We start from the raw sequence: 13,178 nt of genomic DNA, 5'->3' as shown, positions 1-13,178 counted from the left end.
AAATCAGTGGTAGTCTTTTATGGGAAAAGATTACCACTGATTTTTTTATTCTGCAGGATAATACTGCTTCAGCCAGGTGACCAGCTTGGAGAATACATCTATCGCAGCAGTGCCGCCAACACCATGTTTCTCCTGCGGGTATAGTTCCAGTTGTGTAGGGATGCCCAGTGCAATGAGTTTGTCGTGCAGCTTCACCGCCTGACTTACATGTACCAGCGGATCTTCACCGCCATGAAATAAAATAGTAGGTACGCCGCTTTCTTTTGTAAGCCGGTAATAAGGGCTGGCATCAGCAGCAATTTTAGCAGCGGGGTCGGGTTCACCCAGTAAGCGGACTACCTTTTCATCGGCGTCTTTATTTTCCTGCCTTACTTTTTTGTCGGTGAAATCGGTAGGGCCCCAGAGGTCCACCACGGTTTTTACCTGGCGCAAACTATCCATTGCATAAGCGTATTGCAAAGCGAGGTAGCCGCCGGCGCTGCCACCCATGAGGGCAAACTGGCTGCCATCGAATTGTAGTTTTTTAGCCTTGGAAGATATAAACTCCAATGCCTTACGTACATCTTCAAGTTGGGCAGGGTAGCGGTCTTTACCATCGCGGATAAGGCGGTAGTTCATGGATACTACGCCATAATGCAATCGTCCAACCAGTTCGTCGATGAGTTCTTTGGGCAGTTCTTTTTTGTCGCCGCCGGTCCAGCCGCCGCCATGCAGGTATACAATGATTTTAGTGCCGGCTTTGTGGTTGTCCGGCATGTAGGCGTCCAGCGTGTTATCCTCCCCGGCGTCGCCATAGGACACGTTGCGTAAGGTGCGGTAGGTAGGCGTCGCTTCGGTGATGGTGTTGCCAGCCGCTATGCCATCCCGGAGATGTTGTGTGTTGAGATAACTGATCAGCGCTTCCGGATGGTCCGTTTGTACGCCCTGGATGCCTTTGCTCATCGCGGCCTTCCAGCTGTCCGGCCCCTCATCGGGCGACTGTACATCCAGCCACACCGCGGTGTTATATTTACGCGCAATGGCCAGCATTGCCGGGTCGGTAATATTATCGAGTACGGCTATACGAATATTTTTCAGGAAGAATTCCAGCTGCTCCGGCGTTTTTACTTCGTCTGGCAGACTGGTCATCAGCGGCGCTTCCGGGGCTGTTTTCTTCCAGGCTTTGTATTGGTCTTTTTCATTGAGATATACTACTACCTGTTTTTCCATGCCGGCGGCCTGTAGTTGTTTCCAGGTTTCCGGTACATCGGCGGCTTTGAAATCGAGGTAGATGTTCAGTTTACCTTTGCATGCCTGCAATGCTTCTGCGAAGGTGGGCACGCGGTATACTTTTCCATCGGTACTGCGTACCTGTAGTTTTTTGATGTCCGCCAGCGTGAGGTCTGTTACATTGCCGGTACCATTCGTCATTTTATCTACGGTGGCATTGTGCATGAGGATCAGCTGCCCGTCTTTAGTGGTGCGGAGGTCCAGCTCGGCGTAGTCGGCGCCGCAGCGGATGGTTTCTTCTATAGCCGCCACAGTGTTTTCAGGTACGCTTACGTGGTTGCCACGATGCGCTACCACTACAAATTTATTTCGTGTAGCCGGCAGCGTTTGGGCGAAAGTAGTAATGGCGAGGCAGCAGGTAGCCGCCAGTAATAGCGTTGACTTCATCAAAGGATGGCTTTAGTATCGGTAACGAATACACGTGTACTAACGGTGTAGGTACCGCCGGTGGCGTTCTGGTATTTCAGGTCAACGTAAAAGGCGCGGTAGCCGTTAGGCGGCAGGGTGGTGGTCACTTTTACTTTCGACTGATGCGCCAGTCCCAGGCTTTTGGATTCCCATTTATCATTGCGGAAATCCAGGTCCGAAGAGTTGGCCGACCACAGGACTACATCCAGTAAACGGTCGGAGGTGGCTTTGGCAGTAAGCCGTACTTTTCCGCTGTGCGTGCGGGTAGTCCAGCTGCAATCGGGGTACGACTGCTTGCTCAGTGTCATCCCGAAGAAAGCGCTGAGTCCCTGGAAAGCCTGTACTTTATCGCCGAGGTTATGACCGGCATTGGGTACGTAGTTGATCAGGTTTTTACCGGGAATGCTGTCGATGTAATTCTTGATATTATCCACTACCCAGTATTCATCGTTGGTGCCCATGAATATCATTTTGGGTATAGACAGGCTGCTTCTGTAGGAGTAAGGATCAATCATGGTGTTGATAGCCATGCCCTCGGTGGTATGAGCCGTTTGTGGGATGCCCAGTTTCACGTAATCTTCTATCTGCACACTATATTCTTTCCAGGTTTTGATCTGGTAATCCAGGCTTACAGGCATATTGAGCACATCGATCACCATTGGTGCAATGGCCACCACACGGCTATCGTTGGCGCCGGTGAGCCAGGTAGTCCAGCCGCGTTTGGAAGCGCCGGATACCACAAAGCCATTCACTTTGCGGTTCAGTTGTTTGTTCGCAAATTCCTGGATCACATCCATTGCCCGTACGGCACTCTTTACCATTGGAAACAGCAGTGGCCAGTTGTAATCACCATCTTTCTTAAACTGGTGAAGGGTATAGGAGATCAGCGCATCTTCCGTTAGCTTACCAAAGAGCGGCTGGTTGGGTGTTTGGCGTAATACGGCTGTTACAGCATGATTTACTGCGGCTATTTTTCCCATTTGCTGGTACAGTTCATCCGTAGGTCCGTTCCAGTTAGGCAATCCTTCTTTCAGGGAACCGCCGGTAATAAACAGCAATGCGCCGTCGTATTTAATTTCGTCGGGCACAAAAATGGTGAGCTGGTGTTTCCAGGTGTATTCGCGCCACTGTTGCGAAGTAAGGAGTACGTTATAGCCTTTGCCGTTAGTAACGTTGAAAGAATCTTTCAGTTCCCATTTGAACGAAGTATCTCCGTTGTTCAGGTAGGTTTTCAGCGCATTGGCAGGTGTTACGGTTTGCTGTGCAAAGGTATTCGCCTGGCTTAACAGGAGAACAAACGCGGTGGCAGCATGTAAAAAGAGTTGCTTCATATCCAGGTAGCATTGTTTTAAGGGTTGATGAAATATAAGAAATTACCAGGGTTTTCCGGTGCCCTGAATAATCCAGGGTTTCGACCACGGACTGTTTTTGCTGCCATTGGCGCCAAAAGACGAGTAGGTGGTTACTTCCAGTCGGCCTGCAGCCGCTTCCATATTGGCTTTGTTCAGGTTACGTTCTTCCAGCATATAGTACAAACGCACCGGTACTACGGGCGCTTTCGCATAGGGACCGGCCTGCAATACCGGGTAGCCTGTTCTTTTATAATCGGCCCATGCTTCGGTAGCGGCAGTCCAGCTGGCGATCCATTTTTGCAGGATGATCTGTTCCTGTGTATGATTGAATTTCACGGCAGGCTGTGCAAGATAAGCAGCGCTGCTGCCGGCCACTCCCCATACATTCAGCGATGCCTGCACGCCTGCGTTGTAATGCGCTTCCGCATCACCGGCGGCCCATCCTTTTACCGCTGCCGCTTCCGAAAGAATAAAATGTACTTCCGATGCGGAAATGATCCTCGACTTCAACAACGGTCCTTTTGGTTGTTTATAGATATCGTTGAGCCACGAAACATGCGGGTTCCTTGATGCCTGGCTGGCATCGGGACTGAGGTTATATACCGCCGGACCGGAAATAGCCGGGGGAAGTCCCACGTAATTTTCATCCTGGTTAATATCATTGATGGTAAGTCCTTTGGAGGCCAGCACATCGGGCGAGATGTATCTTACCTTCCGCGGTTCTCCTGCTATCACGGTGTCTGTGGCTTTATACACGTTGCCGGTGCCGGCTGGTTTGGTATCATCTACCAATAAAAAACACTGTACTTTACTGGCCCATACGCCCAGCCTGGGATCATGTCTTGATTGCAGCGCATTTACAAATGTGCTGCACATTTTTAACCGGCGGTAGTTGCTGCTGTCGGTATCGTAGGCCACATTCATGGGCCAGGAATCCGCATTGCTGTTGCCGGGGAACGACATGGTGGCATCTTCCGAGCCATCGATATTGAGGATAAGCGGATATTGTGCAGGATCGGCTACTATTTTTTCAATACCGGCTTTTGCGATGGCCGGCAGCTTCTCAGACAGGCGCATATAATACCGTAATGCGAGGGAATTAGCCATTTTACGCCATTTCACGGGGTCGCCCTGGTAATACACATCCACGGCGTCAATCGGGTTAGCATAAGCGCTTTTAGGCTTTGAAAGCAGGGTGTTTGCTTTTTCAAGATCAGCGAGGATGCCGGCGTAAATAGTTTGCTGCGGATCAAATACCGGCAGCGTGGTTTCGGGCGTACCATTTTCACCCTGCAGGGCATAGGTGTAAGGCGCATCGCCCCAGAGATCCGTGATCAGGCCAAAGAGCAGCGACTTCATCACCAGCGCAACGCCCTGGTGCAGTTCACTGTTCAGGTCTACTCCACGTTTATATACCAGCTGGTTGTTTCTCAGTACATCGTAATAGCCGGTCCAGCTGTTGGAACCAGACCAGTCGTATTCGTTGTGAGTGGTGGTCCAGCCATCTTTTTGCGTGTGCTGCATCACCCCGGCCATATCCTGGTAACCCAGGAATACCAGCTGGTACCCTGTGGTGGTGAGCACAGTAGATAACACCAGGTTGGGATTGACGGTAGCAGGATTGCCGCCGTTGGGATTTTCGTTCATGTTGATCAGGTCCTTTTTACAGGACGCAACAGATAAACAAAGGAGCCCGATACTGAGTATAATAGATTTACGCACTGTTTTCATATATCAGAGTTAAAGGAACACTTAAAAGGTGACGTTCAGTTTTGCGCCCACCGGGATAGCCCAGGGAGTAACATTGTATCTTTCAATACCCTGCTTAAACTGCATACCAGAGCCCTGTACAGCGGTAGAAGGCTGATAGGCATTTTCCGGATCTATGCCAATCTTGGCGGCTGTCCACAGGATAATATTCCTGCTGTATACGGAGAAGCTGGCGCGTTGCAACCTGGCGGTGCTGATCAGTCGCTGCGGCAGCTCATAAGTAAGCGACACTTCTCTCAGCTTCAGGTACGACGCAGGGAATAAGAACGCCCTGGTAAACGACCAGGCGGTACTACCTGCATAAGGAAGCGTGAGGGTGCCATCGTTACCAAGATTTTCGAGATAGCCGGTAGGGTTACCGTTGCTATCATATCCTTTTGCCCTTACACCCGGAATAAATACGCCGCCATAAGGCAGCACATAAGGGCCATAAGTAAAAGGAAAGCTGTTGTATTCAGGCGTAGGACCACCTACCAGCGGGAAGTTGTTGCCGGTAGGGATTACCAGCTGATCCTGGTGGCTTACGAGATAGTCGCGCAGTTCCTGGCCTTTCATAGTACCGGGGTCCGTGAGTTTATCGAGGAACAGCTGCGAGTTGCCGTGTTCTTCTCCATAACGATAAGTTTGTGATACAAAATCACCGCCATTCCTCCAGTCGAAGGTCATGTTCAGTGTAAAGTTTTTATAAGAGATGGATGTCTGGAAACCCATGATGAAATCAGGGTTAAAATTGCCAATCTTATTTTTTGTATTGATAGCATCTATACTTTGCCATTTACCGGTGTTATCCAATATGGGGTAGCCATAGTAAGGAGAGGATTTGTCTGTAACGGTTACCAGCTGTGCATCGTAGATGTCGCCGATATCTTCTCCCACATAAGTCCAGGCGCCGCCTTTTCCTTCTTCCCAAAGGGTATAATAAGGCATATCATCCGGCAGGGAAATGATACGGGTTCTGTTGCGGGTGAAGTTAAAGTTCACATCCCATCTCCAGTTTCTTGTTTGCACGGGTGTGCCGCCAAGCGTTAATTCAATGCCCCTGCTCCTGAGTAAACCTGCGTTGATGCTGCGGGAAGAATAGCCCGAAGAAGGAGGTGTTTTAGGACTGAAGATCTGGTTCTTGTTTTCAACAATATAGTAAGTGCCTGAAAAATGCAGGCGGTTCTGAAACAGGTTGATATCAACACCGCCTTCATACGAAGTGGCGATTTCCGGCTTCAGGAAAGGATTCAGCAAGGTGCCGAAAGTGGTGAGCCGCGGTATATTTCCCCAGGCGCCCACGCTGCCTAAGGTAGCTACCAGCTGGTATGGCGAAGCATCGTTACCTACCTGTGCAGCGCCGCCTCTTAACTTGATCATATTGATGTTGGAAGAGGTGATGTGCGCCATTTCATTCAGGAGTACACTCAGTGAGGCCGACGGATAAAAGTAAGAAGCCGCGTCGGGGAGGGTGCTGGACCAGTCGGTACGGCCCGTCACATCGAGATAGGCCATCCCTTTATATCCCACGTTGAGCATACCATAAATACTGTTCACGCCTTTTTCAAAGGTGCTGCTGTAGAAGTTGAGGTTTGCGGGAGAAATATTCTGAATCGTATACACACCGGGCGTATTAAGACCAGTACCGTCTTTAGTGGACGTGGTAACGTTGCTGCCTGTCTGGTAGCGCATATTGCCACCGGCAGAAACGGACATGTCGAAATGATGAATGGCTTTTTTATAGGTAAGCAACACGTCCATGTTGCGCTCGTAGTTATCGATGTTGATGATACCATAAGCGCCACCGGGATTATTCAGGTAGCTGTTGGAGATTTTGGTTTCTCTTTTTTCGCCATAAGTATCCAGTGCATACCGCGCCATGAAAGTAAGGGATGGCAGTATTTTCCAGTCGGCCCGGATATTACCAAACAGCCGGTCCCTCACAAACCCGTTCTTTACTTCATACGCGAGGAAGTAAGGATTATTGAATACGCCGTTATACTGGGTGCGTTGCTGTAGCCCTTCCTGGCCTGGCATCCAGTAATCTGCCAGGTCGCGCACATCAATATGCGGGGAGATGCTGTATACAGCCTGCAGCGGGTTAGCGCCACGATCGCCGGCAGCGCGGTTGTTGGAGTTATTGCGGCTGAAATCGATGTTGGTGCTTAAGCTGAGCTTTGAGTTCACCTGCAGACCCGAGTTCAGGCTCAATGTATTTTTATAGAGATCGGTGTTCGGGATGATTCCTTTGTTGGACATATTCGCATAGGAAACACGATAGGAGATCTTATCATTGTTGTTGGCTACAGAAGCGCCGGCAATAGTAGTGATGCCGGTGTTGACGAAATTCTTCACATTATCTTTATGCGATACCAGCGGCATGGGGATCTTTTTGCCGTTTGCATCGAGGGGGCTGTTCCACTGCACTTCTTCATAACCCATATCCAGTTCGGCGCCAAAGGTGCCGTCTACATTTTCCTGTATGATAGTGCCGAAAGGATTGGTGAGCAGGTTGCCGCTGCGTGAAAATGGAATGCCTGCAAGTTGACCTGAGCCAAACTTCGTTTGCCAGTTCAGGTATTTGTAGGGAATGTCGAATACGGAGTTTACATACGCATCAACAGTTACCTTATTTACTTTTCTGCCTGTTTTGGTGGTGATGAGTACTACGCCGTTGGCAGCGCGCGAACCGTATAATGCTGCGGCGCTGGGGCCTTTCAGGATAGTCACGCTTTCAATATTATCGGGGTTGATATCGGAAATGGCATTGCCATAGTCCACCATATTATCTTTGCCGATCTGGCTGATGTTGTTCACGGTGTTGGCTACAGGTACGCCATCTACTACGAACAGCGGCTGGTTATCGCTGCTGAGGGAAGTAGCGCCACGTATGATCATACTTACAGACGATCCGGTGGTGCCGGTGGAGTTAATAGTAACGCCTGCCACTTTTCCGGACATGGAGTTGAGCACGTTTTCCTGTGCTACCCGGCTAAATTCCTTGCCGCCCAGTTCTTCCACAGAATAGCCCAGCGCTTTCTTTTCTCTTTTAATGCCCAGTGCTGTAACCAGTACCTGGCTTAACTCTTCTACTTTTTTTTTCAGCACAACCGATAGCGATAATTTGCTGGAGTCGTTGATCATATACCCGCGCAACGTATCGGTGGTGTAACCCATTTGTGATAGTACGAAATGATACGGACCACCCGCAGGGAGTTTGGCAAAGGTAAAGATGCCTTTTTCGTTGGTGACGGTGCTCGCTAATACCTTATTATCTGCGTCTTCCATTTTCACCATTACACCGGGCAGGCTTTCATTGCTTTCATTTTTTATCATACCAATAGCGGCAGGACGTGCATTCTGCGCCACTGCGTTTCCGGCCATCAGTTGCCAGAGCAACAGCAGTAGCCAGATAATGGTGGTGGGGCGTGATTGTTTGATTTTTACATACATAATATGTTCGTTTTTTAGGCAAAAGGAAGTCCGTGCAACCTCATGGAGGCTGCCTGTGTTGTAAGTATGGGAATTGTTTTCCGGGATTATTGTACTATGTAGATAACATCATCTTTCTGATTAATAGTAAGATTATTTAACGTACCAATAGTCGTCAGGAATTCTTTTAATGTTTCTTTGCTACTGTCGAATGTTCCGGTGAAATTCATGCCTGTGAGGCTGCTTTCTGTATATTGTATGCTGACGTGGTATTTCTCAGACATCTGTTTGAAAACGCCCGCCAGCGGTTCATTGTTGAACGTGATAATTTCGTTTATGCGTACAGGTGCTTTATCTTTTTTATTGCTGATGACCGCATTCACAGTTACCAGCATTTTTTGCCGGTCGTAGCGCAGTGCCTGGCCGGGAAGCAGGTAAACATCGGGTGCCTGTGCATGCTCCTGTTTTACTACCACCTTGCCGCTGATCAGCTGTACCTGTGTAATCGCTTTCCCGTTCCACGCAGTTATTTTAAACACGGTGCCTAATGCGGTGGTGCCAAGCTGTCCTGCATATACGGTGAATGGCTGCTCTTTATTACCGGTTACGCGGAAGAGGGCTTGTCCTTTTAAATAAACATCCCTGCGGCTGCCGGTAAAGGGCTCCTGGTATTTCACTTCACTTTGCGGCGACAGTTCAACAATGCTGCCATCGCTCAGTTGCAGCGGCATTGTTTTGCGGGTGTGGTTCATCACCGTACGTAACGCTGCTGCCGGGGCAACATTTGTTTGTACAGGTTTTACGGCCATTGTTTTATTCACGGGCAACGGACGTAATAAGGTCCATAGCAGTCCGCCGGAAATAATCAATACAACAGCTGCTGCCGCTGCATACCAACGCCTGTTTATTTGTTTCTTCTGAAAAGTACGACCTTCAATCACCGTCATCATTTTACCGGAAATGGCTTCCGGTAATTGCTGGCCGGGCTGGAAAGCATGCCAGCTTTCTTCCGTTAAGTAAGGTTGTAAAGCCTCCGGATGTTGCGCAATGTATTCTTTTACCCATTGCTTCTCTGCTTCATTGCATTCATCCCGGAGAAACTTTTCAATAAGTGTTGCTGAATGCTTCATAGTAAGTATTCGTTTGAAAACAGTAAATCCCTCACTGCATAACATTTAGTTAATAGATCACGAGGAGCAGCAGTAGCAGCAGGGAATTTTTTAATTGCCGGATAGCCCGTACAATATGGTTTTCAACTGTTTTAGGGGAGATGGATAACTGCCTGGCAATTTCTTTGTGCGGAAGTCCTTCAAAGCGACTGAGTTTAAAAACATTTTTCCGGATGGGAGATAGTTGTTCTATACTGTTATACACCCGTTTCAGTTCTTCCTTTACAGAGATGTCTGTTTCCACATGCCAGGTAGTGGTATCCTTTACCAGTGTTTGCGTATGACGGTTACGCACCTGCTGTTTACGGAGCAGGTCGGTCATCACGCTTTTGCCTATACGAAAAATTTGTGTGGAGATATTGAAGTTTGTTGAAAGCTTCTCCCGTTTTTCCCAGAGGAGTATGAAAGTAAGTTGCACAGTTTCCTCCGCTATGTAAACGGAGTGTGTACATTTCAGCACGTAGAAGTAAAGTTTTGTGTGGTACTGTTGGTATACCATCTTAAAACTTTCGATATTCCCATTGATAATATCCTGTACAATACTTTCCATAATTGCCAGCAAATATCTGATCAGCCTAAACAAGATACAAGGAATTACCGATTATATTATTGTTATTTTCAACAATAGCATGCGATATCTCCGCGGTTCGTTTATTTCTTCAATTTTAATATTAAGGGTACCGTAGCTACACCGGGGATCGTTACCGTGAGGGAAAGATCCAGGTTGGTGCTGCTGATATTTTCGATCCAGTGCGGGTCGTTTTCTCCTTTGGCAGAAATAAGTTTCAACACCGAATCATGTACATCCAGGTCCCACGTACCGCTGTTGCCCGCAACAGGCAGGATCAGCGTGGTGCAACCCTCGATGGCAAAGGAACCATCGGCATTAAACCGGTAGGTGTTGTTAACGGTGCAGGTAAACAGGGCGCCGCCCGGTCCGAGCAGGGGAGCCAGGGCAATGATGCTGGTGCCTGCGGGAATGTTCTGTTTATTCAATTTAACGGCTACAGCCAGCACGATGTCCTGTTGTTTCCAGGTACCCGTCACCAGTTCATACTTAGGCGATTTTTGGGGCGTTGCAGGCTTATCTTTTTTACAGGCGCCTGTAAGTATACAAAATACAGGCAGTACAATAAATAGATAACGGGGGATAAAAAAGTGCATGTGTTTTGGTATTAAATGATGGAAGGAGTTTCGTTCCTTCTATATATTCGTTTTGAAACGGTATATCCCTCACCGCTTAACAATTGGTTAATATAAACTAGCCTTTATCCCTGAATTTTTTGGGCGACACCCCCATGATCAGTTTAAATGACCTGGAAAACGTGTATTGATCGGGGTATCCCATTTCCTGCGCAATTTCTTTTACGGTAAGATGGGTATCTTTCAGCAGCTGGCTGGCCTTCTGCATCCGCAGGGAGGTAAACAGCTGGATGGGAGAGTAGCGTGTTTTTTCTTTGAAGAGGGCCGACAGGTATGAGGCGGAAATACAGGTTTCCCTGGAAAGGTCGGCCAGGGTGAGGTGCTGGTCCAGCTTTCGTTTCATGAGCTGGATACATTGCTCAATAATATTGTCGGCGCCCTTTTTCATATAATTGAAAACCGTGAGCCGGAAGGTACCCAGGAAACTATAGAACCGGAAATTGGCATACAGCAGGTTTTCTATATTATTCATGAGGTCGAGGTGATGGAGGATATCATCGAATTGCGCATTGCGCCCTACAAGCGGCGGAATGGTATGTGGTTTCAGGCCGGTGCCGAGGTAGCTGTAGATGTCGTCAGCGAGCTTGCCGGAAAACTGTACGGCGTAGATGCGCCACGGTTCTTCGGCCGAAGGGCCGGAGCGGAAGGCGGCGCCTTTTGGAAAAAGCAGGTATTGATTGGATTTGATGGCTACTTTCTTTTTCCCGGTTTCCAGCCATCCTTTTCCATGTGTTACATATAATAAGGTGTATACCGGAGCGCCCTTTGGTTCGCTGATTTCGCGGGCAGCATTTTCAGGATAGAGGCCAATGGTGGTAATAAAAAGGTTCCTGCCAAGCGGATGCTTTTCCAGCTTGCGTTTCAGGTGGTCCGGTAAGTTCCAGGTGGTCGGTGTGTTGGCGGCCAGGTTGTTCATCGCAATAGTAATTTAAGCTATTCTTTTCATAACATTCAACATTGTTTGATCCATAAAAATTAGCAATCTTCGTGTAACGACTGTAATATTTATTCATCCACGTATTGAACTGGTTTTATCAACCAATCGGAGAATCGTTATGCACCAACTGCCAATAATTGATCTGGCTGTAATCGCCATTTACCTGCTATGTATGATTGGAGTGGGGGTATGGTTTTCACGGAAAAACAGGAACGCAGCACAATTTACCACGGCGTCCGGAACTATACCGGGCTGGGCTTTGGGGCTTTCTTTGTATGCCACGTTTTTAAGTAGTAATACTTTTCTCGGCGTGCCGGGAAAATCATTTGGCAGTAACTGGAATGCTTTTGTATTCAGTTTATCTATGCCGCTGGCAGCTTTTATTGCGGCAAAATATTTTGTGCCGTTTTACCGGCGCAGCGGTGAAGTGAGCGCCTACACACACCTGGAACACCGCTTTGGCCCGTGGGCCAGAACATATGCGATGGTGTGTTTTATCCTGATGCAGCTGGCACGGATGGGCTCCATCTTTTTTGGTGTGGCGCTGGCGCTGCAGGCGCTTACGGGGTTGGAAATGCGTACTATCATGACCGTTACAGGCGTATGCATCATTATATATACGGTGTTGGGTGGTATGGAAGCGGTGATCTGGACAGAGGTATTGCAGGGGATTGTAAAAACCGCCGGCGCCATCGTGATCCTCTGGCTGGTGATTACAGGAATGAACGATGGCGTGAAGGATATCTGGAAGATAGGAATGGCAGATGGAAAATTTTCCCTGGGCAGTTTTTCCCTGCGGGATTTCAGTACGTCTACTTTCTGGGTGGTGTTCCTGTATGGCTTTTTTATTAACCTGAATAATTTCGGGATGGACCAGAACTATGTACAGCGCTATCATACGGCCCGTTCGGAAAAAGAAGCGTCGCGCAGTATATGGCTTTGCGTGTATTGGTATGTGCCGGTGAGCATGGTATTCTTTTTTATCGGCACTGCCTTGTATGCGTATACGCAACAGCATCCGGAACTGCTGCTGCCGCTGAAACAACAGGTGGCTGCGGAAAGACAGGTACCGGTTGCATCACTGCAACCAGCGGATTATGGCGATAAAGTATTGCCCTGGTTTATGGTCACCAAAGTGCCTAAAGGACTCATGGGCTTAATCGTAGCAGCCATTCTTTCAGCTGCGATGAGTACCGTCAGCAGTGGCATGAACAGTACCGCTACTGTTTTTCTGAAAGATATCTATCAGCGGTATGTTGATCCGAAAATCACGCCTGCAAAGGAAATGCGGGTATTGTATATCGCCACTACCTTATCGGGTTTGCTGGCTATTGGTTTTGGTATTTCCATGATAGGCGTGAAGAGTATTCTTGACATGTGGTGGGAGCTGTCCGGCATTTTTGCGGGAGGCATGCTGGGATTGTTTTTGCTGGGTATTATCTCCAAAACAAAAAATGCCACAGCGGTTACCGCTACCATCATTGGTATTATAGTGATTCTGTGGATGTCGTTATCAAAGTACCTGCCCGCCGGATGGGTAAATCTGCGCAGCCCGTTGCATGCGCATATGATCATCGTGGTGGGAACTTTATCAATATTTCTGGCGGGAATGCTGCTATCGCGGCTGCAACGTCTCAAAACTTCCTGATTTATTAAAAC

The 13,178-nt window shown here is 48.4% G+C and carries 9 protein-coding genes; 1 reads left to right on the top strand and 8 read right to left on the bottom strand.

Annotation, left to right across the window (positions count from 1 at the left end):
* Positions 1-45 precede the first annotated feature (45 nt).
* From PV783_RS33395 to PV783_RS33360, 8 genes are all read right to left on the bottom strand, one after another.
* Entirely contained in the window at positions 46-1,656 is a 1,611-nt protein-coding gene (locus tag PV783_RS33395; protein ID WP_420991056.1) for a glycerophosphodiester phosphodiesterase family protein, read from the bottom strand.
* Positions 1,656-3,008, bottom strand: a complete 1,353-nt coding sequence (locus tag PV783_RS33390) for a PhoPQ-activated pathogenicity-related family protein (RefSeq protein WP_420991055.1) — start codon at positions 3,006-3,008, stop codon at positions 1,656-1,658. The genes PV783_RS33395 and PV783_RS33390 overlap by 1 nt, the downstream gene beginning before the upstream one ends.
* Positions 3,009-3,050: 42 nt before the next feature.
* A complete protein-coding gene (locus PV783_RS33385) occupies positions 3,051-4,760 on the bottom strand; it encodes a SusD/RagB family nutrient-binding outer membrane lipoprotein (RefSeq protein WP_079472369.1) in 1,710 nt (569 codons plus the stop codon).
* A gap of 21 nt (positions 4,761-4,781) precedes the next feature.
* A complete protein-coding gene (locus tag PV783_RS33380; RefSeq protein ID WP_420991054.1) occupies positions 4,782-8,231 on the bottom strand; it encodes a SusC/RagA family TonB-linked outer membrane protein in 3,450 nt (1,149 codons plus the stop codon).
* Positions 8,232-8,317: 86 nt separating this feature from the next.
* Positions 8,318-9,340, bottom strand: a complete 1,023-nt coding sequence (locus PV783_RS33375) for a FecR family protein (RefSeq protein ID WP_420991053.1) — start codon at positions 9,338-9,340, stop codon at positions 8,318-8,320.
* A gap of 49 nt (positions 9,341-9,389) precedes the next feature.
* Entirely contained in the window at positions 9,390-9,929 is a 540-nt protein-coding gene (locus PV783_RS33370; protein WP_133256293.1) for an RNA polymerase sigma factor, read from the bottom strand.
* A gap of 101 nt (positions 9,930-10,030) precedes the next feature.
* Positions 10,031-10,543: a hypothetical protein gene (locus PV783_RS33365; RefSeq protein WP_111580315.1), complete on the bottom strand. Its 513-nt coding sequence runs from the start codon at positions 10,541-10,543 to the stop codon at positions 10,031-10,033.
* A 97-nt stretch (positions 10,544-10,640) separates the two neighbouring features.
* Positions 10,641-11,498, bottom strand: coding sequence for an AraC family transcriptional regulator (locus PV783_RS33360; protein ID WP_336389406.1), 858 nt, complete (start codon positions 11,496-11,498; stop codon positions 10,641-10,643).
* Positions 11,499-11,637: 139 nt separating this feature from the next.
* On the opposite strand from PV783_RS33360, the gene PV783_RS33355 reads away from it, so the two are divergent.
* Positions 11,638-13,167, top strand: a complete 1,530-nt coding sequence (locus PV783_RS33355; protein WP_420991052.1) for a sodium:solute symporter — start codon at positions 11,638-11,640, stop codon at positions 13,165-13,167.
* Positions 13,168-13,178 lie beyond the last annotated feature (11 nt).

The organism is Chitinophaga sp. CC14 (assembly GCF_048957795.1).
GTDB classification, from domain to species: domain Bacteria; phylum Bacteroidota; class Bacteroidia; order Chitinophagales; family Chitinophagaceae; genus Chitinophaga; species Chitinophaga ginsengisegetis.
This window is presented reverse-complemented; position numbering and strand designations above follow the sequence as displayed.

Coding starts and splice junctions, on each gene's coding strand:
- PV783_RS33395 (WP_420991056.1), bottom strand. CDS start 1,656: ATGAAGTCAACGCTATTACTGGCGGCTACCTGCTGCCTCGCCATTACT.
- PV783_RS33390 (WP_420991055.1), bottom strand. CDS start 3,008: ATGAAGCAACTCTTTTTACATGCTGCCACCGCGTTTGTTCTCCTGTTA.
- PV783_RS33385 (WP_079472369.1), bottom strand. CDS start 4,760: ATGAAAACAGTGCGTAAATCTATTATACTCAGTATCGGGCTCCTTTGT.
- PV783_RS33380 (WP_420991054.1), bottom strand. CDS start 8,231: ATGTATGTAAAAATCAAACAATCACGCCCCACCACCATTATCTGGCTA.
- PV783_RS33375 (WP_420991053.1), bottom strand. CDS start 9,340: ATGAAGCATTCAGCAACACTTATTGAAAAGTTTCTCCGGGATGAATGC.
- PV783_RS33370 (WP_133256293.1), bottom strand. CDS start 9,929: ATGGAAAGTATTGTACAGGATATTATCAATGGGAATATCGAAAGTTTT.
- PV783_RS33365 (WP_111580315.1), bottom strand. CDS start 10,543: ATGCACTTTTTTATCCCCCGTTATCTATTTATTGTACTGCCTGTATTT.
- PV783_RS33360 (WP_336389406.1), bottom strand. CDS start 11,498: ATGAACAACCTGGCCGCCAACACACCGACCACCTGGAACTTACCGGAC.
- PV783_RS33355 (WP_420991052.1), top strand. CDS start 11,638: ATGCACCAACTGCCAATAATTGATCTGGCTGTAATCGCCATTTACCTG.